This window comes from Actinacidiphila sp. bgisy144, assembly GCF_057708105.1.
On sequence record NZ_JBYIRM010000032.1, the window covers coordinates 55,997 to 78,125 of the forward strand.

The 22,129-nt window shown below is 75.0% G+C and carries 19 protein-coding genes; 11 read left to right on the plus strand and 8 right to left on the minus strand.

Annotation, left to right across the window (positions count from 1 at the left end; genetic code table 11):
- The first annotated feature begins 271 nt into the window (after positions 1-271).
- Positions 272-1,993 carry a penicillin-binding transpeptidase domain-containing protein gene (locus tag AC3EVP_RS29590; RefSeq protein ID WP_435135133.1) on the plus strand — a complete coding sequence of 574 codons (1,722 nt, stop codon included), beginning with the start codon at positions 272-274 and terminating at the stop codon, positions 1,991-1,993.
- Positions 1,994-2,144: 151 nt separating this feature from the next.
- Here the strand turns inward: AC3EVP_RS29590 and AC3EVP_RS29595 are convergent, their stop codons facing one another.
- Entirely contained in the window at positions 2,145-3,230 is a 1,086-nt protein-coding gene (locus AC3EVP_RS29595) for a LacI family DNA-binding transcriptional regulator (protein ID WP_435135135.1), read from the minus strand.
- Between the two features lie 140 nt (positions 3,231-3,370).
- Here AC3EVP_RS29595 and AC3EVP_RS29600 point away from each other — a divergent pair, with 140 nt between their 5' ends.
- The 3 genes from AC3EVP_RS29600 (at position 3,371) to AC3EVP_RS29610 (ending at position 5,973) form a co-directional block, all read left to right on the plus strand.
- Positions 3,371-3,808, plus strand: coding sequence for a hypothetical protein (locus AC3EVP_RS29600; RefSeq protein WP_435135137.1), 438 nt, complete (start codon positions 3,371-3,373; stop codon positions 3,806-3,808).
- A gap of 200 nt (positions 3,809-4,008) precedes the next feature.
- Positions 4,009-5,001 (plus strand): aldo/keto reductase, encoded by a 993-nt coding sequence (locus tag AC3EVP_RS29605; RefSeq protein ID WP_435135139.1) that lies wholly within the window; start codon positions 4,009-4,011, stop codon positions 4,999-5,001.
- 102 nt (positions 5,002-5,103) lie between these two features.
- On the plus strand, positions 5,104-5,973 hold the full coding sequence (locus tag AC3EVP_RS29610) for a LysR family transcriptional regulator (RefSeq protein WP_435135142.1): 870 nt from the start codon (positions 5,104-5,106) through the stop codon (positions 5,971-5,973).
- Here the strand turns inward: AC3EVP_RS29610 and AC3EVP_RS29615 are convergent.
- Both AC3EVP_RS29615 and AC3EVP_RS29620 read right to left on the minus strand, forming a co-directional pair.
- Entirely contained in the window at positions 5,970-6,737 is a 768-nt protein-coding gene (locus AC3EVP_RS29615; protein ID WP_435135145.1) for an alpha/beta hydrolase, read from the minus strand. The genes AC3EVP_RS29610 and AC3EVP_RS29615 overlap by 4 nt on opposite strands.
- Positions 6,738-7,150: 413 nt before the next feature.
- Positions 7,151-7,684 (minus strand): MarR family winged helix-turn-helix transcriptional regulator, encoded by a 534-nt coding sequence (locus AC3EVP_RS29620; RefSeq protein ID WP_435135147.1) that lies wholly within the window; start codon positions 7,682-7,684, stop codon positions 7,151-7,153.
- A gap of 39 nt (positions 7,685-7,723) precedes the next feature.
- Between AC3EVP_RS29620 and AC3EVP_RS29625 the strand changes: the two genes are divergently transcribed.
- Positions 7,724-8,680 carry a DMT family transporter gene (locus AC3EVP_RS29625; protein ID WP_435135150.1) on the plus strand — a complete coding sequence of 319 codons (957 nt, stop codon included), beginning with the start codon at positions 7,724-7,726 and terminating at the stop codon, positions 8,678-8,680.
- On the opposite strand, the gene AC3EVP_RS29630 is transcribed toward AC3EVP_RS29625, so the two are convergent.
- Complete coding sequence (locus AC3EVP_RS29630; protein WP_435135153.1) at positions 8,643-10,028, minus strand: FAD-dependent monooxygenase; 1,386 nt, start codon at positions 10,026-10,028, stop codon at positions 8,643-8,645. The genes AC3EVP_RS29625 and AC3EVP_RS29630 overlap by 38 nt on opposite strands.
- 83 nt (positions 10,029-10,111) lie before the next feature.
- Here AC3EVP_RS29630 and AC3EVP_RS29635 point away from each other — a divergent pair, with 83 nt between their 5' ends.
- A complete protein-coding gene (locus tag AC3EVP_RS29635) occupies positions 10,112-10,528 on the plus strand; it encodes a hypothetical protein (protein ID WP_435135155.1) in 417 nt (138 codons plus the stop codon).
- 401 nt (positions 10,529-10,929) lie between these two features.
- Positions 10,930-11,829, plus strand: a complete 900-nt coding sequence (locus AC3EVP_RS29640; protein ID WP_435135158.1) for a substrate-binding domain-containing protein — start codon at positions 10,930-10,932, stop codon at positions 11,827-11,829.
- Positions 11,830-11,903: 74 nt separating this feature from the next.
- Here AC3EVP_RS29640 and AC3EVP_RS29645 read toward each other — a convergent pair whose 3' ends face one another.
- Positions 11,904-14,285: a phosphoketolase family protein gene (locus AC3EVP_RS29645; RefSeq protein WP_435135161.1), complete on the minus strand. Its 2,382-nt coding sequence runs from the start codon at positions 14,283-14,285 to the stop codon at positions 11,904-11,906.
- 300 nt (positions 14,286-14,585) lie between these two features.
- Between AC3EVP_RS29645 and AC3EVP_RS29650 the strand changes: the two genes are divergently transcribed.
- Positions 14,586-14,732 carry a hypothetical protein gene (locus tag AC3EVP_RS29650; protein WP_435135164.1) on the plus strand — a complete coding sequence of 49 codons (147 nt, stop codon included), beginning with the start codon at positions 14,586-14,588 and terminating at the stop codon, positions 14,730-14,732.
- 10 nt (positions 14,733-14,742) lie between these two features.
- Here AC3EVP_RS29650 and AC3EVP_RS29655 read toward each other — a convergent pair whose 3' ends face one another.
- Complete coding sequence (locus AC3EVP_RS29655; RefSeq protein WP_435135167.1) at positions 14,743-15,513, minus strand: AraC family transcriptional regulator; 771 nt, start codon at positions 15,511-15,513, stop codon at positions 14,743-14,745.
- Positions 15,514-15,616: 103 nt separating this feature from the next.
- Here AC3EVP_RS29655 and AC3EVP_RS29660 point away from each other — a divergent pair, with 103 nt between their 5' ends.
- The gene (locus AC3EVP_RS29660) at positions 15,617-15,784 is read left to right on the plus strand and encodes a hydrophobic protein (protein ID WP_200823292.1); all 168 of its coding nucleotides are present in this window, start codon (positions 15,617-15,619) and stop codon (positions 15,782-15,784) included.
- 103 nt (positions 15,785-15,887) lie between these two features.
- On the opposite strand, the gene AC3EVP_RS29665 is transcribed toward AC3EVP_RS29660, so the two are convergent.
- Together AC3EVP_RS29665 and AC3EVP_RS29670 are read right to left on the minus strand one after the other, a co-directional pair.
- Positions 15,888-16,265, minus strand: coding sequence for a DUF6221 family protein (locus tag AC3EVP_RS29665; protein ID WP_435135171.1), 378 nt, complete (start codon positions 16,263-16,265; stop codon positions 15,888-15,890).
- A gap of 99 nt (positions 16,266-16,364) precedes the next feature.
- Positions 16,365-18,362 carry an APC family permease gene (locus tag AC3EVP_RS29670; protein WP_435135174.1) on the minus strand — a complete coding sequence of 666 codons (1,998 nt, stop codon included), beginning with the start codon at positions 18,360-18,362 and terminating at the stop codon, positions 16,365-16,367.
- Positions 18,363-18,689: 327 nt separating this feature from the next.
- On the opposite strand from AC3EVP_RS29670, the gene AC3EVP_RS29675 reads away from it, so the two are divergent.
- Together AC3EVP_RS29675 and AC3EVP_RS29680 are read left to right on the plus strand one after the other, a co-directional pair.
- Positions 18,690-21,407 (plus strand): DUF4118 domain-containing protein, encoded by a 2,718-nt coding sequence (locus AC3EVP_RS29675; protein ID WP_435135177.1) that lies wholly within the window; start codon positions 18,690-18,692, stop codon positions 21,405-21,407.
- Positions 21,404-22,096 carry a response regulator gene (locus AC3EVP_RS29680; RefSeq protein WP_335979470.1) on the plus strand — a complete coding sequence of 231 codons (693 nt, stop codon included), beginning with the start codon at positions 21,404-21,406 and terminating at the stop codon, positions 22,094-22,096. Before AC3EVP_RS29675 ends, AC3EVP_RS29680 begins: the two co-directional genes overlap by 4 nt.
- The last annotated feature ends 33 nt before the right edge of the window (positions 22,097-22,129 follow it).

The following is a 22,129-nucleotide window of genomic DNA, read 5'->3' on the forward strand; positions in this document are numbered from 1 at the left end:
TAATCGGCGGCGGGGGATCTCGGCGCGACTTTATCAAGAGTGCGTTCAGGTGGAAAGAAGATGTCGGGCGCGAATGCGCCGCCGTGTTCCCGCGGCGGATTACCCGGTCCAACGGGACGGAGTTCGCCGGGGGTTCGCCGTGTTTTCACCGGATCGCCGCTGGGCGGCGGTGTGCGGGGGCCGGGCGCCTGGCCAGGCGCCCTATGCTGGGCGCGCGCGTCGCAGTGGGGGCGCGCGGGGGCGTTCACAGACACAAAGGGGGGAGCGGGCCGTGCCCGTTGCGAGAGGTGTGAAGATCGGCGTCATAGGCGTCGTGTGTGCGGGGATGTTCGGCGTGGCCGGGTACGGGGCCTACAACGTGTACACGGCGCTGGACGGTTCGGGGGGCGGGCACAGCGGGTCCACGGCGGCCGCGACACCGGGGCCGTTGACGGTGAAGCAGGTCGCGGACACGGCGGGTAAGTTCCTGACCGCGTGGTCCGGGGGCGAGATCGCGAAGGCGGCGGCGCTGACGGACTCGCCGCAGACCGCCACGACGGCCCTCACCGGCTTCCGCAGCCAGGGCCACGTCACGTCGTTGGCGATCAGCGGCATCGTCCCGACGGTCACCGCGACCCCGGCGGGCGCGACGGCGGGCGCGACGGCGACGGCCGCCACGACGGCCCCGTCCGCCCCGGCCACCGCCACCCCCGCGGGCGGCGGCCAGGCCGACTTCACGGTCACCGCCCACCTGTCCGCCGACGGCGTCGCCACCACCTGGACGTACTCCTCGTCGCTGGCGGTGGACCACGACAGCACCGGCGCACCGGTCGTCACCTGGCAGCCGTCCGTCGTCAACCCGGAGCTGGGGGAGGGCGACTCGATCGTCACGGGCACGGGCGGGGCACCCGCGATCGACGTGACCGACCGGAACGGGAAGGCGCTCACCGCCGCCGCCTACCCGTCGCTGGCCAGGATCATCGAGGACCTCAAGTCCCGCCACGGCGACCAGGTCAAGGGCGGCACCGCGGGCCTGGAGACGTATGTGCAGCACAGCGACGGGACACAGGGCAAGGTGCTGAAGGTCCTGCGCAAGGGCACGGACAAGAAGCTGCGGACGACGCTGGACGCGGGTGTGCAGGCGGCCGCGGAGAAGGCGGTGAAGGGCAAGAAGGGCGCGGGCGTCACCGCGCTGGACATCGATGACGGCACCATCCTGGCCGTGGCCAACAGCGACCCGAGCGGCACCGACATCGCGTTGCAGGGCGCCGACGCCCCCGGCTCCACGATGAAGATCGTGACGTCCGCCGCGCTGATCGAACGCGGCATGGGCCCGGGCTCCGCGGCGCCCTGCAACAGCACGGACAACGTGCAGAACGGCCGGATGTACCACAACGACTCGCCGAGCCTGCACAACGCGAACGCCGACCTGCTCTGGGACTTCGCCAACTCCTGCAACACCGGCTTCATCACGCAGGCCCCCAGGCTCGGCGCGAACGGACTGCGCGACACCGCCGCGCAGTTCGGCCTCACCCAGCCGTGGAACATCGGCACCGCCACGCCCGACGACCAGCCGGGCTTCCCCGACGGCACCGGCGCCGACGAGCTGACCTCGGAGATGATCGGGCAGGGCCGGGTGGTGGCGAACCCGCTGATCATGGCGTCGGTCGCCGCGACCGCGGCCACCGGCAGCTTCCACGAGCCGCGGATCGTGGCCGCCGGGATGATCAACGGACGCATCACCGCGGCCGGCGTCGGCTCGCGCGTGTCGGGCGACCTGCGGGAGCTGATGCGCGGCGCGATCACCAACGGCACCGCCACCGGCGTGATGAGCGGCTTCGGGCCGGACTCCGGGGCGAAGACCGGCTCCGCGGAGGTCGACGGGCAGGCCGCCACCAACGGCTGGTTCACCGCGTTCGCCGGCCGGGTCGCGGTCGCCGCGGTCGTCCACGACGCGGGGTTCGGCAACACCTCGGCGGGCCCGATCGTGGCGCAGGTGCTGCGGGCGTCCTGACGGCCCCGCCCGCCGTGGACGCGGAGGTGCGGTCGTTCCGGTCCGCACACGGGCCCGCGGTCGACGGCGCCGTGGCAGCCCAACACCCGGAAGGCGCCGACCGGTTCGTCGGCGATGCGCCCGCGCCCCGGTCCGCAGCGCGCCCCGACCGTTACCGCCCCGGCGCCCGCGGCGGCGGCGCGGTGCTGTCGCGGACGACGAGTTCGCTCGCCACCTCCACCCGCGTGGTCTCGGGCGCCTGCCCGGCCAGCAGCGTGAGCACCATGCGGGTGGCGACCGCCGCCATCTCCGGCAGCGGGGTGCGGACGGTGGTCAGCCGCGGAGTGACCCAGTCCGCGAAGTCGAGGTCGTCGAACCCGACGACGCTCAGGTCCGTAGGGACCCGCAACCCCAGGCGGTCCGCGGCGCGGTACGTGCTCAGCGCCTGCTGGTCGCTCCCGGCGAAGATCGCGGTCGGCCGGTCCGGCAGCCGCAGCAGGTCGAGCGCGTGGTCGTACGCCGGGCCGCGGGAGAAGTCGCCGTAGCGGACCAGCGCCGGGTCGTGGGGCAGCCCGGCCTCCTCCAGCGCCGAGCGGTACCCGTCGACCCGGGCGCGCGAGGCCAGCCGGTCCGGCGGGCCGCCGATCACCGCGATCCTGCGGTGCCCCAGCCGTACGAGGTGCCGGGTCGCCGCGAGGCCGCCCGGCCAGTTGGTGGCCCCCACCCAGGGCACGCCCGGCGGCGGTTCCTCGGCCGGTGCGATCAGCGCGAACGGCAGCCCCAGCCGGGCGAGTTCGGCCCGGTGCTCCTTCGTCAGCGACGGGACGACCAGGATCGCGCCGCGGGTCGGCCGCTCGGCCAGCGCGTCCAGCCAGTTGCGGGCCGGGCCGCCCTCGCGCTCGTGGGTCGCCGAGACGACCAGGCCCATCCCGACCGCGTGCAGGGCCGCTTCGGCGCCGCGCACCAGCTGGGCCGCCCAGGGGCCGTCCAACTCCCCGATCACGAAGTCGATCAGGCCGCCCGGGGCGAGCGCGGTCGGCACCGCCCGCCCGCGCGGCGCGGCACCGTACCCGTGCTGCTCCAGCAGCCGCTGCACCCGCGCCCGGGTGCGCGAGGCGACGTCCGAGCGGCCGTGCAGCACCTTCGAGACGGTCGACACGGACACGCCCGCCTCCGCGGCCACCCGGGCCAGCCCGCCCGCGCCGCCCGCGTCGTCGGGTGCCGCCTCCCGCGCCTCCCGCGACGTGTCCCGCGCCATCGTTCCCCTGCCCTTCGCCTCACGCGCCTTCGCCTTACGCGCCTGCCCTGCCGGAGCAGTATCGCGAACCCGCGGCGGCGGCGCGCGCAGGTGCCCTACGGTGGGAGGCGCGGGGCACCTGGGAGACGGGGGAGGCACAGGTGGAGGCGGAACTCACCGCGCTTGCGGCGTCCGGCGCGACCACGCTGGTGCAGCTCATGGTCCAGGACGGGTGGAGCCACGTCCGCGGCCGGCTCGCCGCCTTCTTCGCCCGCGGCGGCGACGATACCGCGGTCGACGGCCAACTCGACGCAGCCCGTACGGAAGTGGTGGCCGCCCGGCAGTCCGGCGACACCGGCACCGCGGCCGACGTCGAAGAGGAGTGGCGGGCCCGGCTGCGCCGCATCCTGCGCGCCGACCCGGCGGCGGCCGCCGAACTGCGGGCGCTCCTGGCGGAGTTGGGTGCCCCGCCCGAAGCCGCCCCGATCAGCGTGGTCCACAACACGATCAGTGGCGGTACCCAGAACGCCCCCTTCGTCCAGGCCCGCGACATCAACGGCGCCCTCACCCTGGGCACTCCGCCGGCCCCTCCCGCCTGACCGGCCCGGCCTCCGTACGGCCCGGGCCCCCGGTCCGCGCATGCCGTGCCCGCCGCCCCGCCGTGCCTGCCACGCCCGACCCGCCGGCGGGGTGCGGGACTGCCGGCTTGCCTTCGAGCGCCCTCCAGGTCCTAGCGTCAGCGGCGTTCACCAGCCTTTGACGTACCGCCCGGCCCGCCGGGCAGGAGGAGTGTCCGCACATGATCACCCGAACCACGCTGGGCTCACCCGGTCTCACCGTCAGCGCGATGGGCCTGGGGTGCATGGGCATGAGCGAGAGCTACGGCGCCGCCGACTGGGACGGCGGCCTGGCCACCATCGGCCGGGCCCTGGACCTGGGCGTCACGTTCCTCGACACCGCCGACGCCTACGGCACCGGGCACAACGAGGTGCTGGTCGGCCGGGCCGTCCACGGCCGCCGGGACCAGGTGCAGCTCGCCACCAAGTTCGGCATCGACCGCAGCGCCGGCGACCGGGCCCGCCGCATCCGCGGCGCCCGGGACTACGTCCTGCGCTCCTGCGACGCCTCGCTGCTGCGGCTGGGCGTCGACGTGATCGACCTGTACTACGCCCACCGCCCGCCCCAGGACGTGGAGATCGAGGAGACCGTCGGCGCGATGGCCGAGCTGGTCCAGGCGGGCAAGGTACGCCACCTGGGCCTGTCCGAGGTCGACGGCACGCTGCTGCGCCGGGCGCACGCGGTGCACCCGATCGCCGCGGTGCAGAGCGAGTACTCGCTGTGGACCCGCGACGTCGAGGCGGTCACCCCGGTGATGGCCGAGCTGGGGGTCGGGCTGGTGCCGTACTCGCCGCTGGGGCGGGGGTTCCTGACCGGCGCCCTGGACCGCTCCGCGCTCGGCGAGAAGGACTTCCGGCGCGGCAACCCCCGTTTCGCCGGCGCTGCGGGCGAGGCCAACGAGCAGATCGCGCGGACCGTGCGCGAGGTGGCCGACCGGCTGGGCGCCACCCCGGCCCAGGTGGCGCTGGCCTGGGTGTATGCCCAGGCCGAGCGGCTCGGGGTGGCGGTGGCGGCCATTCCGGGCACCCGCAGCCCGGCCCGGCTGGAGCAGAACGCGGCCGCGCTGGAACTCATCCTGGACGCCGAGGCGCTGGCCGTACTGGACCCGCTGAGCGACCAGGTCAGGGGCGAGCGCTACACCCCCGCGCACACCGCGGAGGTCGCCCGGGGCTGAGCGGTGGTACGGCCCCGGCCCCGGGGGTTCCCGGTCCGGCCGCCGTGCGGCGGTACATATCGCTGCAAGGTTGCTGAAACGGCGGATCGGTACGCTTCGCGGATGGCCGACGTGCTGGACATCGCTGCGCTGCGCAGCTTCACCTCGATCGCCGACTGCGGCGGGTTCCACCGGGCGGCTGCGGCGATCGGGATGTCGCAGTCGGCGGTGAGCCAGCATGTGCGGCGGCTGGAGAAGGCGGTGGGGCGGCCGCTGGTGGAGCGGGTCGGGCGGGTGACGCGGCTGACGGCGCCCGGGGAGATCCTGCTCGCCGAGGCGCGGAAGATCCTCGCCGCCCATGACGAGGCGCTGGCCCGCCTCGGCCGGGGCGCGGGCGGCGCCGCGGGGGCGGGCACCCTCGTGGTCGGTGCCACCGAGCACGCCGCCGACCGCATCCTCCCGGCGATCACGGGCGCGCTCAAGGAGCACTACCCGGGCCGCGGGGTACGGTTCCGGCTGGACCGCGGCACCCGGCTGAGCGACGGCGTGGACCGCGGCGGCATCGACGTGGCCGTCTTCGTCGGCGACACGGGCGCGGGCGGCAGCGTGCCGGCCGGGGAACTGCCGCTGGCGTGGTTCGCGGCGCCCGGCTGGCGGATGCCGGCGCCCGGGGTGCCCGTCCCGGTGGTCGTCATCGACCACCCCTGCACGATCCGCCGCCGCGCGCTGGACACCCTGGCCCGGCACGGCGTGGCGTCGGCGGTCGTCGTGGAGGCGGCCTACCTCGCCGGGGTGATGAACGCGATCCGCGGCGGGCTGGGCGTCGGCCTGCTCGCCGACGTCGGCCCGCCGCCGGAGGGGCTCCAGCGGTGCGCGGACCTCCCGCCGGTGCCGCCGGAACCGCTCCACCTGCGGACCAGGGCGGACGCGCCGCCGGGACTGGCCGGGGCCACCGCCGCCGCGGTGCGCGACCTGCTGGCCGCCGCCGTCTAGCCGGCGGCCTGCCCGGGCAGCGGCTCGCGCGTCGCGATGGGCGCGAGGTCCGCGCCCTGCCGCAGCCGCTCCAGGAAGAGCACCACGGTCGCGGCGGCGCTGCGGTGCGAGATGTCGTTGAAGGCGTCGTGGCGCCCGTCGGCGAGGGTCACCAACTCCGCGCGGGGCGCGGCCGTGTAGGCGGTGCGGGCCGCGTCCACCGGGCTTACGGGATCGGCCGCGCCGTGCAGGCCGAGCACCGGGACCGCCACCTTCGCGAACTCCGCGCGGTCGTACCACTGCGGGGGCAGCGGCCGGAACAGCGCGCCGCGCTCCAGCCGTTCGGCCGCGGCCAGCCGCCCCTGGTGCGTGGGGCACGCGGTGCGCGTCCCCAACTCCTCCTCCCACTCGGCGCTTTGGGCGCCATCGGCGTCCTTGTCCGTCGGGAGCCCGGCCAGCAGCAGCGCGTCCACGGCCACCTCGCCGGCCGCCACCAGCCCCACCGCGAACAGCGCGCCCGCGTCCGACCCGGCCAGCACCACCGGCCGCACCGTGTCCGCGTCCGCCAGCACCTCCCGCACCTGCGCCGCCGCCTCCCGCGGCCACCTGCTCGGGTCGGCCACCGCCCGCACCCGGTAGGCGTCCGCGGCCAGCCGCGTGCCGAACCGCTCGTACAGCAGCGGGTCCTCGCCGCGGCCCGGCAGCAGCACGACGGTGCCGCGCGGGCCCAGCGCGGGCGGGATCTCCCAGGCCGCGGGGGCGGGAGCAGCGTTCACGGAAGTCATGGCGGTGTCCTCGGGGGCAGGGGCGCGCGGGCGCGTGCATACGGTGACGGGTGCGGGGGGTGTACGGGGACGTACGGATACGGGCGCGGCCGCGGACGAGCGGACCCGGGGATGCGCGCCGGCAGCGGGGCGCGGGTCACCCGCGCCAGCACCCGGGCGGCAGCACTGGCCCGCGACGGTCGGACGCCGCTGCTAGCCGCAGCAACAGCGGGCAGGCGCCCCGCCGCGTGCCGGGCCGCAGGGGCCGGGTCGGTCCGCGGGCGGGTGCGTCGTCATGTCCCGAAGCATGCAGCACACGCGGCGCGGCCGTCCAACGACGATTCCTGATCACGACCGATCACGTATCCGCATCGGTCCGCCCGCCCGTCCGCGGGCGGTCCGCTCTCCTTGCGGAAGCGCCGCGTCGGCGGCGATCACCCTTCCGTGCGCGGCGGTTCGAGGCGGGAGAGCCAGGCGGTCAGGAGGGCTTCGAGTTGGGCGGCCTCCTGCGGGGGCAGCGCGTCGAGGAGCCGGCGCTCGTTGCGCATGTGCTCGGTGAAGGCCCGGTCGATCAGGTCCCGCCCGGCGGGCGTGAGCCGGACCACGCGGCCGCGTCCGTCGGCGGCGGCGCGGCGGCGGGCGACCAGGCCGCCGCGCTCCAGCCGGTCGATCCGCTTGGTCATCGCGCCGGTCGTGACCATGGTGTGCGCGGCCAGTTCGCCGGGCGCGCGCTCGTACGGGGCCCCGGCCCGGCGCAGGGCGGCGAGCACGTCGAACTCGCCCTCGCTCAGGCCGAACCGGCGGTAGACCACGCAGAGCTGCTCGGTGAGCATGCCCGCGATGCGGTGCAGCCTGCCGATCACGCCCTGCGGGGAGACGTCCACCCCGGGCCGTTCGCGGGCCCACTCCGCCTGGATGCGGGCGATGTGGTCGAGCGGCGGGCCGGAGCCGGCGGGTTCTGCGGGCATGGCTTCACTATAGCTTCCGTGGAAGGCATAGTATCTTCCATGGAAGCTAATATTCGGTGGGTGCTCCTCGCGGCGGTCGCCCCAGTGGCCTGGGGCGCCAACTACTACGTCACCAAGGCGGCGCTGCCCCCGGGCGACCCGCTCTACGGCGGGGCGATCCGGGCGCTGCCGGCCGGGCTGCTGCTGCTCGCGCTGCGCCGCCGGCTGCCGCGCGGGGCGTGGTGGTGGCGGTCCGCGGTGCTCGGGGTGCTCAACGCCGGGGGCTTCTTCGCGCTGGTGTACCTCGCCGCGCAGCGCCTGCCGACCAGCACCGCGGCGACCGTGATGGCCGCGGCACCGCTGGTGATGGCGCTGATCGCGTGGCCGCTGGTCGGCGAACGCCCGCGCGCCGCCCACCTGTCGGGCGCGGGCGTCGGCATCGGCGGGGTGTGCCTGATGCTGTGGGGCGGGTCGGGCGGCGCGGACCTGCTGGGGGTGGCCGCGTCCGCGGGCGCGATGCTGCTGTCCTCGCTCGGCTACGTGCTGGCCAAGCGCTGGGGCACCGGGGTGGACGTCCTGGCCTCCACCTGCTGGCAGTTGCTCGCCGGCGGCCTCCTGCTGCTGCCGTTCGCCGCGGCCTTCGAGGGCGCGCCGCCCGCGCTCGACGGCCGCGCGCTGCTCGGGTTCGGCTATGTCGCGGTGATCGCCACGGCCGTCGCGTTCACCGCCTGGTTCGCCGCGCTGAGCCGGCTGCCCGCGGCGACGGTCGGCCTGGTGGGATTGCTCAACCCGGTGACCGGGGTGCTGCTCGGCACCGCCGTCGCCCACGAGCCGCTCACCGTACGACAGTTCGCGGGGCTGCCGCTAGTGCTGGCCGGTGTGCTGCTCGGCCGTCCGGCGCCGGCGTCCGGGTCGGCCGCAACTGGTGACGGCGCGGGGAGGGGGAGGATGCCAGGCGGCTTCGGGCGCCGGCGCTCGCTCAGCGGCGCCGGCCGATGTAGCCGTCGGGGCGGATGAGGAGGCTGGTGCCGTCCGAGGCGTCGTAGGCCCGGTAGGCGTGCCCGTGGGTGTCGATGACATGGGGGCCGGTCGCGGCTTGGCCGGGGCGGAGGACCGCGAAGGCGTGGGGGGCGTCCGGTGCGGGTGCGCCGAACGTCAGTCGGGTGGCGTGGGGGCCGCGGTAGAGGTCGAAGAGCCGTATGGCCCGGCCGTCGGCGTCGGTGACGGGTGCGTCCGGAGCGCGGTCGCCCGCCACGACCCGTCCCTCGGCCGTCCGGTAGGAGACGTCCAACTGACGTGTGTTCGCGCCGCGTTCGTGGGCGTCCTCAGCTCCCTCCCGGTGCTTGCGCAGGAGTTCGGTGCTGACGGTGAGGACCTTCTGGGCGGTCGCGCGCCGCTCGCTCTCGTAGCTGTCGAGCAGTTCGGGTGAGCCGTCGGCCAGCTTCCAGCCGAGGTTGTAGGCGTCCTGCACACCGGTGTTGAGCCCCTGCCCGCCGGTGGGCGGATGCACATGGGCGGCGTCGCCCGCGAGGAAGACCCGGCCCACCCGGAAGCGCGCGGCCAGGCGGATGTTCGGCCGCCAGACGGTGGACCAGTCCAGCCGGGTCAGCCGGACGCCCGCGCCGCGTGCGTCCAACGCGGCCTGGAGGGTCTCCAGCGTGGCGTCGTCGTCTTCCTCGACGAGCGGCGCGTTGAACTGGAACAGGCCGGGCGTGCCGGGCAGCGGGCTCAGGCCGACGCCGGCCTGCGGGGCGTCCGCGCGGGCGAACCAGTAGCCCCAGGCGTGATCCAGTCCGTCGGCGGTCACGTCGCCGAGCAGCATCCGGACGGTCTCGTCCGTCGTCCCCTCGAAGGGGACGCCGAGGGTCCTGCGGACGGTGCTGCGTCCGCCGTCCGCCCCCACCAGGTAGGAGGCGCGTACGGTCTCTCCGGTGGACAGGCGCGCCGCCACCCCGTCCTCGTCCTGGGTGAAGTCGACCAGCGCCGTGCCGAGTTCGACGCGCACGCCGAGTCCGGCGAGCCGGTCCCGCAGGATGCCCTCCGTCTGGGACTGGCCGAGCACCCAGGCGTTCGGGTAGGGCACGTCGGGAGTCGCTTCCATCAGTTCGGCCGTCCGCCGGTCCATGACGTGGGCGCCGTCGAGGTGGACGCGGACCGTTGCCACCGAGCGCCCTCGCGCGAGGACCGCGTCGAGGACCCCGAGGTCCTCGAAGACCTCCAGGGTGCGCGGTTGGAGGCCGTCGCCCCGCGAACCCGCGAAGTGCTCGCTCGCCTTGTCGATGACGCGTACGCCGAGCCCGCGCCGGGCGAGGTCGATGCCCAGGGTCAGGCCGGTCGGACCGGCACCCGCGATCAGTACGTCCATGATCGGACCTCTTTTCTGAATCTGCATTCAGTGAATGTGGGTTCAGTATGCTCGTTGGTGCTGTTCCGGGTCAAGGAGGTGCCGTGAAACGCAAGGAGAGGGCCGCGGAGACCGAGGTCGCACTGAAGGCGGCGGCCAAGCGGGTCTTCGCCGATCCGGAGGCCGTCCGCGCACACATCGCCATGTACGCGCACCTCTACCGGGAGCACGCCGTGACGATGCGCGCCGCGCAGGAGGCCGCGTTGGTGAGCGGCGACATCGCCGCGACACTGGCCAGGTTCGAGGCGAGCGAGATGGCCGACATCCTGGGCCACGTCACCTGTGTCGCCGAGGCCGGCCGCCCCCTGCCCGCCTCGCCGGAGACCTCCCTGCGCATGGCGTTCGACCTGATCCACGCCATGCTGCGGGCCCGACCCCAGCGCGCCGACCAGGTGGACGACGAGGCGATCGAGGCGCTGACCCGTTTCGTCTACCGCGGGCTGAACGGCTGCGACTACTGAAGCCCCACCGTCGTGTTCGGCGGCCCGCGGCCGACTGATGGGCCGCCGATGGCCGTTCGGCGACACAACATGGCAGGTGCTCAGCAGGCCCGGACGGTGGCGGCGGCGCGGCCCTCGCCGTCCCACTCCCGCACCCCTGCCGCGACGTCTCCCTCGCCGGTCAGCGCCGGGCCGGACCGGCGACCGCCGGATCGCCAGCACGCACCTGGCCGCGCTTCCTCCTCCGCCGAACTCCCCTGCGGCGAAGGCTGATCGCGCGATCCGGCGGGCGAGGCGTCCTTGTCGCGAAGGCGGGTCGGGGCGCAGGGTGGAAAGCGCGGCGCGTAGGGCGGGGGCGGGCCGGCGCAGGCAACGCTGGAGGAGTGAGGCGTCCCGCACGGGACATGAAGGGGGTGCCGGTGATGGCGGACGACAGGGCGCGGCAGGCGGGGTGGGAGTTCACCGACGACCGGGGCAGCACCGCGACCGGACCGGGCACGCCGCCCCGCGTGGTGGCGTACGTACGGGCCGGGGCGGCGCTGTGGGAGTACGGCATACGGCCGGTCGCGGTCTACGGGTCCGGCCACGACAGCGGCGCGCGGGCCGACCCGGCCAAGCTGGGCGGGCTCGACCCGCGGGAGGCGGCGTACCTCGGCGGGGGAGCGGACATCACCGCGGAGGTGCTGCGCGAGCTGCGCCCGGACGTCGTGGTGGACGTGACCTACGACGGCAAGTCGGCGTACGCCCTCGCGGAGGACGCCGCCGAGCAGGCGGGCGTGCCGGTGGTGGCGCTCGGCGTCGGGGGCGGGGCGCCGCTGCGGACGATCCTCGGCCGGTTCGCGGAGCTGGCGGCGGCGTTCGGTGCGCCCGCGCCCGCGGCCGACGGTGAACTGGCCGCCGCCGAAGCGGAGTTGCGTGAGCTGGCGGCGGGCGCCGGCACCGCCGGGGTGGTCGCGCTGTCGCCGGGCGGGCCCGAGCAGGTGCACCTGGCCCGGCCGGAGACCTGGCCGGAGCTGAGGCACCTGGCCGACCTCGGGGTCCGCACGCCCGACCCCGGCCCCGGCCCGGGCGTCAACTGGCGGACCACCGACTGGGACCAGGCGCTGGAGGCGGTCGGCGGCGCCGGGGTGCTGCTCGCCGACGCCCGCGCCAACGCGGTGCCGCTCGCCGAACTGGCCGGGGTCCCGGCCTGGCAGCAGCTCGCCCGCACCGCCCAGGTGCTGCCCTGGAACCCCGAACTGCCGCCCGCGCCGGGCGCGTACGCGCAGTTCCTGCGCGCGGTGGCGGCCGCGCTGCGCGCACCGGGACCGGCGGCGGGCTGACCGGTGGGCCGCCCGGGACCGCGCGGAAGGGCGCGGACCCGGACGGCCGCACGGGGCACTTCAGCCCGGCGGGCTCACCCGTCCCAGCGCCACTCGGCGACCTCCGGCAGGTCGGTGCCGTGCGCGCGGATCCAGCCCCGGTGCCGCAGCCGGGTGTCCTCCATCAACTGCCGTACGGGGGCGGCGCGTACGGCCAGCCCCGGCACCCGGTCGATGACGTCCATCACCAGCCGGTAGCGGTCCAGGTCGTTGCTGACGACCATGTCGAACGGCGTGGTGGTGGTGCCGATCTCCTTGTAGCCGCGGACATGCAGCTCGCGGTGGCCGCTGCGGCGGTAGGCGAGCCGGTGGATCAGCCACGGGTAGCCGTGGTAGGCGAAGACGACCGGCCGGTCCGCGGTGAACAGCGCGTCGTACTGCGGGTCGGACATCCCGTGCGGGTGCTCCTTCTCCGGCAGCAGCCGCGCGAGGTCCACCACGTTGACCACCCGCACCGCCAGCTCCGGCAGGTGGTGGCGCACCAACTGCGCCGCGGCCAGCACCTCCTGGGTCGGTACGTCGCCCGCGCAGGCCAGCACCACGTCCGGTTCGCGGCTGCCGTCCTCGGTGCCCGCCCACTCCCAGATGCCCGCGCCGCGGGCGCAGTGCGCGCGGGCGGCGTCCATCGTCAGCCAGTCGAAGCAGGGCTGTTTGCCGGCCACGATGACGTTGACGTAGTCCTTTGACCGCAGGGCGTGGTCGGCGACCGACAGCAGCGTGTTGGCGTCCGGCGGGAGGTAGACCCGCACCACCTCGGGGGACTTGTTGAGGATGTGGTCGATGAACCCCGGGTCCTGGTGGGAGAAGCCGTTGTGGTCCTGGCGCCACACGTGCGACGTCAGCAGGTAGTTGAGCGAGGCGATCGGGCGCCGCCAGGGCAGCTCGCGGGTCACCCGCAGCCACTTGATGTGCTGGTTCACCATCGAGTCGACGATGTGGACGAACGCCTCGTAGCAGGAGAACAGGCCGTGCCGGCCGGTGAGCAGATAGCCCTCCAGCCAACCCTGGCAGGTGTGTTCGGACAGCACCTCCAGGACCCGCCCGTGCCGGTCCAGGTCCTCATCGGTGGGCAGCAGCCGCTCCTGCCAGGACTTCCCCGACGCCGTGTACACCGCGTCGAGCCGGTTGGACGCCGTCTCGTCCGGGCCGACGATCCGGAAGTCGCGGCGCTGCGCGGTCGCCGCCATCACCTCCGCCAGCAACCCGCCCAGCACGCGGGTGGGTTCGTGCAGCTCGGTGCCCGGGCGCTCGACCGGCACCGCGAAGCGGTCCAGGTCGGGCACCGGCAGCTCGCGCAGCAGCAGACCGCCGTTGGTGTGCGGGTTCGCGCCCAGCCGCCGGTCGCCGGACGGCACGCACGCGAGGACCTGCTCGCGCGGGCGCCCGGTGTCGTCGAACAGCTCGGCCGGACGGTAGGACAGCAGCCACTCCTCCAACTGGAGCAGGTGCTCCGGATTGGTGCGGACCTCCGCCAGCGGCACCTGGTGGGCGCGCCAGGTGCCCTCCACCGGCAGGCCGTCGACCTCCGCCGGGCCCGTCCAGCCCTTCGGCGTCCGCAGCACGATCATCGGCCAGCGCGGGCGGTCCGTGCCGGCCGGGACCGGGCCCGCGCCATGGCGTGCCGCCCGCTGGATCTGCGTGATCCGCTCCAGCGCGGTGTCCATCGCCGCGGCCATCTCCCGGTGCACCGCGGCCGGTTCGTCCCCGGCGACCACGATCGGGTCGTGCCCGTACCCGCGCAGCAGCGCGTCCAACTCGTCCTCGGGGAGGCGGGCCAGCACCGTCGGGTTCGCGATCTTGTACCCGTTCAGGTGCAGGATCGGCAGGACCGCGCCGTCGTGCGCCGGGTCCAGGAACTTGTTGGCGTGCCACGACGTCGCCAGCGGGCCCGTCTCCGCCTCGCCGTCGCCGATCACACACGCCACCAGCAGGTCCGGGTTGTCGAACGCCGCGCCGTACGCGTGCGACAGCGCGTAGCCCAGCTCGCCGCCCTCGTGGATCGAGCCCGGCGTCTCCGGGGCGACATGGCTCGGCACCCCGCCCGGGAACGAGAACTGGCGGAACAGCCGGCCCATCCCCGCGGCGTCCCGGGTGACGTCCGGGTACGTCTGCGTGTAGCTGCCCTCCAGCCACGCGTTCGCCAGCACCGCCGGGCCGCCGTGGCCCGGGCCCCAGACGCAGATCGCGTCCACGTCCCTGGCGCGGACGATCCGGTTCAGGTGCGTGTGGACCAGGTTCAGGCCGGGGGAGGTGCCCCAGTGGCCCAGCAGCCGCGGTTTCACGTGCTCCGGGCGCAGGGGTTCCTTCAGCAGCGGGTTCGCGTCCAGCAGGTAGATCTGGCCGACGGCCAGATAGTTCGCGGCACGCCAGTGGGCGTCCAGCGCGGACAGTTCCTCTTCGGTCAGGCCGCTCGGCATCCTCAGTGGTCCTTTGTCGGGCATGTGCGCTTGCTTCCGCATGCTCAGGCGTACCCAGCGGCGGCGTGCGGGCGTACGCCCATCCGAGCGAGCCCCTCCGGGCGGGCTTGACGGTTCCCCCCGCCGTTGGGGGTGCGGTGTGGTGCCGGCTGCTGGGTGGTGGGTGGTTGCGCGCGCAGTTCCCCGCGCCCCTGGTGGGGTGCTCGGCGTGGTCGGGTGCGCCGGTGCGCTGCGGAGCAGCCGCACGTACCCCAGGGGCGCGGGGAACTGCGCGACCAGCCACGACGTACTGGCAGGTGGTTGCGGGCCGGAGGGGGCACTTACGCAGGGGCGCGGGGGAACTGCGCGGCCGGCCGCCTCTACGGCAGCAGCTACTTCCTGCCCGCCGGCTACGAGGACGCGATCGCGGCACTCGGCGACTTCGAGAAGGCACTCGGTTCGCTGTGACGCGACGCGCTCACCGCGCGGTGAAGTACGCGCCCGGGGTGCGGCCGGTCTCCTGCCGGAAGGCGGCGACGAAGGAACTCGGCGTGGTGTAGCCGACGTGGTGGGCGACCGCCGCGAGCGGGCGGTTGGCCGCCATGTGCTCCAGGCCCGCGCGCAGCCGGGCCCGGGTGCGCCACCGGCCGAACGACATCCCCGTCTCGGCGCTGAACAGCCGGGCCAGGGTGCGGGCGCTGGCGCCCACCTCCCGGCCCCACTCCTCCAGCGCGCGGTGGTCGGACGGGCGGGCGAGCAGCGCCTCGGCGACCTTGCGGGCCCGCTCGTCCAGCGGCATCGGCAGCTCGATGGTGGTCACCGCCACCGGCCGCATCAGGTCGAACAGCACCGCCTCGGCCCGGGCCCGCGGCTGCGCGCCGAGGTCCGGGTCGCCCAGGTGGGTGATCAGCTCGCGCAGCAGCGGCGGCACCCCGACCACCGTCGGCTGGGTCCAGCGCACCGGGCAGCGGTCCGGCAGCAGGTAGACGCTGCGCATCTGGGCCTGGCGGGTCGCCCCCGTGGTGTGCGGCACCCCGGCCGGTATCCACAGCGCCAGCGTCGGCGGCAGCACCCACGAGTGGTCCGCGATGTCCACGGTCAGCACGCTCGCCGGGGACCACACCAGCTGGTGCGTGCTGTGCTCGTGCTCGCCGAACCGCTGGCCGCGGGCCAGGTCGAAGTTGATCACCCGCAGCGCCTCGGCGGGCGGGGCCGCGGGGCGCTGGGCGGGCCGGCTGGTCGGCGACATGGTCACCGAACATAGCGCATCCCGCCCGCCGCGGAACCGCCGGAGGTTGCCCGGTGTGGGGTGCGGGCGGCGGGGCAGGCGCAGGTCAAGGAGGCTGATAACCATGGGACCGTTGCTCGTCGTGCTACTGCTGGCGCTGCTGCTGTTCGGGATCGGGTTCGCCGTGAAGATCCTCTGGTGGGTCGCGGTGGTCGTACTTGTGCTGTGGCTGCTCGGATTCCTGATCCGGCCGGGGTCCGGCTCCGGGAGGGGCCGCTGGTACCGGTGGTGAGACGCGCGCGGGCCGGCTGCCTCGCACCTGGCCCGCGCGTCACGGTGGGCCGCTCCGATCGACCCGGGGCGGCCCACTGCCCTGTCCGGGCCCGGCGCGCGGGCTACGTCTGCGCGGGCGCGCCCGTCCACTGCGTGCGGTAGTCGGGGTGGGCCGCCCACTCCGCGGCCAGCGCCACCAGGATCTGCGCGACGACCAGTTCGCCGTCGCGGGCGCCGGGCCCGGGCGCCGTCCGCTCGAGGTGCCGTTCGCACCGGTCGAGGATCGCCTGCTTGGCCGCTACCGCCCGCACCACCCGGTCCGGGTCGTGGTGCGCGGCGTGCCCGGCCGCCGGCGCGCCCATCTCGAACGCGGCACCGGAGCCGACGACCAGGCGCGGCCCGTCGGCCGTCCACCGCCCGCCGTCCGCCGCGCCGCCCCACGCGCAGGACAGGTCCTCCGCCATGCGGGCACGCACGAAGGCCGTCAACTCCTCGATCACGGCGTCCCCTTCCACCCGGCCGCACGCCCGGCCCCTGCTGGCGGCCCCGGCGTCCTGGCATCGTACGGGCCCGCGTCCGGCGGCGGTCGGGGTGGTCCTTCAGGTGCGGCGGGCGGCGGCCGAGCCGTCGGGCGCGCGCTTCTCGTGCGGCTCGGCGACGTCGAAGGGCACGATCGTGGCGACCACGTCCGGCAGCCGGCCGACCGCGCGGGCGATGTGGTCGGCGGTACGGCGGTGCAGGAGGCGGCCGAGCACCGGGGAGTAGTTGCGCTCGGGGATGAGCAGGGTCACCTGCGCCCGCTGCTCGCGGACCCGGCGGTCGACCAGTTCCAGGACCGCGCGGCTGATCCGGCGGTCGGGGCACTCCACCATCTCCAGCGGCAGGTCACCCACCTCGGTGCGGTTCCATTGCGCCGCCAGCCGCTTGGCCTCCTGGGCGTCCACCATGACGTGCACCGCGCGGATCTCGGCCGGGCGCAGCGCGCGGGCGTACCGGATCGCCTTGATCACCGCCAGGTCCACCCGGTCCACCAGGAGGTACATCACCTGGGTGCTGGCCCCCGGCAGCGTGGCGTCCGCGGGCGCGGCCGCCAGCGCGGCGGCCTCCTCGCGGTAGCGCTGGTTCACCTTGATCAGCGCCCACACGCCCAGCGGGAAGACCAGCACCACCACCCACGCGCCCTCGGTGAACTTGGTGACCGCGAAGATCAGGGCGACCAGCAGCGACACCCCGCAGGCCAGCCCGTTGAGCGCGAGCTTCGCCCGCCACCGGCCGTCGCGGGCCCGCCAGTGGTGCCGGACCAGGCCCGCGCCGGCCATGGTGAAGCCGGAGAACACGCCGATCGCGTACAGCCCGACGAGCGAGTTGAGGCTGCCCTTGGTGGCGAACAGCAGCGCCAGCGACACCACGGTCAGCACGATGATGCCGTTGGAGAACGCCAACCGGTGCCCGCGCCGGGTGAGTTGGCGCGGCAGGAAGGAGTCCTCGGCCACGAAGCTGGCCAGGAACGGGAAGCCGTTGAAGGAGGTGTTCGCGCCCATGTACAGGATCAGCGCGGTCGCCAGCTGCACGAAGACCAGGCCCGCGGTGCCGTACCAGCTGTCGCCGAAGGCCCAACTCGCCTCCTGCGACACGACGGTGGGGGTCTGCGCGACGTACGGCGTGGCGTGGGTGATGTGCGCGAGCAGCGACACCCCGAGCACGCCGGTGCCCAGGATGCAGGACATCGCGACCATGGTGCGGCGGGCGTTGGGGCCCTGCGGGGCGCGGAAGACGCTCACCCCGTTGGAGATCGCCTCCAGGCCGGTCAGCGAGGAGCCGCCGTTGGCGAAGGCGCGCAGCAGGATCAGCAGCGAGGCGCCGTAGAAGAAGCCGTGGGTGTCGCCGCCCAAGCCCACCATGCCGGGGGTGTGCACGTCGATCCGGGAGTGGTCGCCCAGCAGGAAGCGGGTGAAGCCGGTGACGATCAGCAGCGCCATCGCACTCATGAACAGGTAGGCGGGCAGCGCGAAGGAGCGGCCCGCCTCGCGGATGCCGCGCAGGTTGCCCCAGCACAGCAGCAGCACCACCCCGACGGTGATGAACAGCTTGTTGTCGTCCAGCGCGGTCAGCCGGGCGTCGCCCCACAGCAGGTGGATCAGCGAGACCAGCGCGTCGGTGCCGGCCGCCGCCTGCACCGCGACGGTGACGATGTAGTCGATCAGCAGCGCGACCGCCGCGACCTGGGCGACCCGCGGCCCGAAGTTCTCCCGCGCCACCACGTAGGACCCGCCGGCCCGGGTGTAGGCCATGACCACGTCGCGGTAGGAGAGGGTGAGCAGCAGCAGGACGCACAGGATCGCGGCGGTCAGGGGTATCAGCGCGGTGAAAGCGGCGACCCCGATCGCCGGGATCAGCACCACGAGCATCTGCTCCGAGCCGTAGGCCATCGAGGAGATGCAGTCCGAGGCGAGCACGCCCAGCGCGATCGGGTTGGACAGCCGCTCGGCCGTGAGCTGCTCCGTGACGAGCGGCGTGCCCAGCAGGTGCTTCTTCACCCGGTACCCGGGGCTCTCGGGGAGCGCGGCAGCCGGGGGCCGGGCGGGGGACGACAGCATGGGCGGTCCGTTCGGAAAGGAGTGCGGGCCCTCCTATGAGACGGCACGCAGTCCGGGCGAACCGGACATCCAGGGCGGCGGGCGCGGGATCTTAGCGCGTCCTTAACGCCTTTCCCTCTGGTGCCTTGGCGCGACCCCTTCCCCGTACCGCCCCGCGGGGGGCCGCGGCCGCGCCACCGCTGGTGGGAGGCGTTGCGGCGGCCTTCGGCGGCCTATGCTCAAGGGTGTCCGCGGAGCTTCGCGGCGGGCGCAGTGGTGGGTGCTGTTCGCGGGCGGAGTCCGTGGGCGCGGTTCGCGGGCGGAGTCCGTGGAGAGGGAGAGGCAGCGGTGGGCACGTCGCACGGCGGCAGTCTGCGGATCTACCTCGGCGCCGCGCCGGGGGTCGGCAAGACCTACGCCATGCTCGGCGAGGCGCACCGCCGCATCGCCCGCGGCACCGACGTCGTGGCCGCCTACGTCGAGGACCACGCCCGGCCGCGCACCCGCGAGCTGCTGGCCGGCCTGGAGACCGTGCCGCGCCGCCATGTCACCCACCGCGGCGCGCAGTTCACCGAGATGGACCTCGACGCGGTGCTCGCCCGCCGCCCCAAGGTCGCGCTGGTCGACGAACTGGCCCACACCAATGTGCCCGGCAGCCGCCACGCCAAGCGCTGGCAGGACGTCGAGGAGCTGCTGCGGGCCGGCATCGACGTCGTCTCCACCGTCAACATCCAGCACCTGGAGTCCCTCGGCGACGTGGTGGAGGGCATCACCGGGGTGCGGCAGCAGGAGACCGTGCCCGACGAGGTGGTCCGGCGCGCCGCGCAGATCCACCTGGTCGACATGGACCCCGACGCGCTGCGCCGCCGCCTCGCGCACGGCAACGTCTACACCCCCGACCGGGTCGACGCCGCCCTCTCGCACTACTTCCGGCCCGGCAATCTCACCGCGCTGCGCGAACTGGCGCTGCTGTGGACCGCCGACCGCGTCGACGAGTACCTGCTGCGCTACCGCGCCGAGCACGGCATCGCCGCGACCTGGCAGACCCGCGAGCGCATCGTGGTCGGCCTGACCGGCGGGCCCGAGGGCGCCACCCTCATCCGGCGCGCCGCCCGGATCGCCGCCAAGGGCTCCGGCAGCGAACTGCTCGCGGTGCACGTCGTCCGCTCCGACGGCCTGGCCGGACCGGCCGCCGGCGACCTCGCCGGGCAGCGGCGGCTGGTGGAGGACCTGGGCGGCAGCTACCACTCCGTGGTCGGCGCCGACATCCCCGCCGCGCTGCTGGACTTCGCCCGCGGGGTGGACGCCACGCAGGTCGTGCTCGGCTCCAGCCGCCGCAAGGCGTGGCAGTACGTCCTCGGGCCCGGCGTCGGCGCGACCGTCGCCCGCGAGTCCGGCGACATCGACGTGCACATCGTCACCCACGAGCACGTGGCCGGCGGGCGGCCCCGACTGCCCGGGCGGCTGCCGATCGGCCTGGGCCGGGCCCGCGCGGTCGGCGGCTGGCTGATCGGCGTCGGCGGCCCGCCGCTGCTCACCCTGCTGCTGCGGGCCGGCACCGGCACCCCCGGGCTCACCACGCCGCTGCTGCTCTTCCTCGCGCTCACCGTCGCCGCCGCCCTCGTCGGCGGGGTCTTCCCGGCGATCGCGGCGGCCCTGGTCGGCTCGCTCCTGCTCAACTACTACTTCGCGCCGCCCACCCACACCTTCACCATCTCCGACCCGCAGAACCTGCTCGCGCTGGCGATCTTCGTCGCCGTCGGCATCTCGGTCGCCTCCGTCGTCGACCTCGCGGCGCGCCGAGCCCAGCAGGCGGCCCGCAGCCGCGCGGAGACGGAGATCCTGGGGTACCTCGCGGGGGCGGTGCTGCGCGGGGAGGACGGCACCGACAGCATCACCGCGCTGCTGGACCGGGTCCGGGAGACCTTCGCGATGGAGTCGGCGGCGCTGCTGGAGTTCACCGCGGGCCCGGACGCGGGCGGGCCGCCCGCGGGAGAGCCCGGCGAGGGCGAGGGCGAGAATGACGGCAAGGGCGACGGTGGCGGTCGCGGTGCCGGTGACGGCGGCGGTCCCGGCGACGGCGGAACGACGGGTGACGGGGGCGAGGCGGCCGGGGGCTGGAGCACCGCGGCCTCGGTGGGGCCGCACCCCGCGCTGGAACCCGAAGCCGCCGACGTCGAAGTCCCGGCCGGGGAGCGGCTGGTGCTGGCGCTGAACGGCCGGGTGCTGCCCGCCGAGGACCGCCGGGTGCTGGTCGCGTTCGCCGCGCAGACCGCCGCGCTGCTGGAGCGGCGGCGGCTGGCCGAGCAGGCCGCCCGGGCTCGCCGCCTCGCCGAGGGCAACCGCATCCGCACCGCGCTGCTCGCCGCCGTCTCCCACGACCTGCGCACCCCGCTCGCCGGGATCAAGGCCGCGGTCACCTCGCTGCGCTCCGACGAGGTCGACTGGAGCGAGGAGGACGAGGCGGAGCTGCTCGCGGGCATCGAGACCGGCGCCGACCGCCTCAACCACCTCATCGGCAACCTCCTCGACATGAGCCGGCTGCGCACCGGCGCGGTCCACGCGCTGCTGCGCGAGGTCGCGCTGGAGGAGGTGGTGCCCGCCGCGCTCGCCGACGTACCCGCCGACGCCGTACGCCTGGAGCTGCCCGAGGCGCTGCCGCTGGTGCGGGTGGACACCGGGCTGCTGGAGCGGGCGGTCGCCAACGTGGTGGAGAACGCCGTCAAGTACAGCCCGCCCGGGCGGCCCGTGGTGATCCGGGCCGACCCGCTCGCCCTGCCGGACGGCACCCGGGTCGAGGTGCGGGTGATCGACCGCGGGCCCGGCGTACCGGAGGAGGCGAAGGACCTGGTCTTCGAGCCCTTCCAGCGCTACGGCGACGCGCCCACCGCCGGGACCGGCGTCGGCCTCGGCCTGGCCGTCGCCCGCGGCTTCACCGAGGCCACCGGCGGCACCCTCACCGCCGAGGACACCCCCGGGGGCGGCCTGAGCATGGTCTTCACGCTGCCCACCGCCCCCGGGCCGGCCCCGGCCCCCGAGCTGCGAGAGGCGGCGCCGGAACGATGACACGGGTCCTGGTGGTCGACGACGAACCCCAGCTGGTCCGGGCGCTGGTGATCAACCTCCGCGCCCGGCACTACGAGGTGGACGCCGCCCCCGACGGCACGGGCGCGCTGCGGCTGGCCGCCGCCCACAACCCCGACGTGGTGCTGCTCGACCTGAGCCTGCCCGACATGGATGGCGCCGACGTGATCCGCGGCCTGCGCGGCTGGACCCGGGTGCCGATCATCGTGCTGTCGGCCCGGCACGCCTCCAAGGAGAAGGTCCAGGCGCTCGACGCGGGCGCCGACGACTACGTCACCAAGCCCTTCGGCATGGACGAGCTGCTGGCCCGGCTGCGCGCCGCGGTCCGCCGCGCCGAACCCGGGACCAGCACCGGCGCCGACGACCAGGCCGTGGTGGCCACCGACGCCTTCACCGTGGACCTGGCGGCGAAGAAGGTGCACACCGCCGCGGGCGCCGACGTACGGCTGACGCCCACCGAGTGGCACCTGCTGGAGGTCCTGGTCCGCAACCCCGGGCGGCTGGTCACGCAGACCCAGCTCCTCCAGGAGGTCTGGGGCCCCTCCTACCGCTCCGAGACCAACTACCTGCGCGTCTACCTCGCCCAGCTGCGTCGCAAACTCGAACCCGACCCGTCCCGCCCCCGCCACCTCATCACCGAACCGGGCATGGGCTACCGCTTCGAACCGTGACGACCCAACTGCCTTGCTGAAGCGCTGATATGA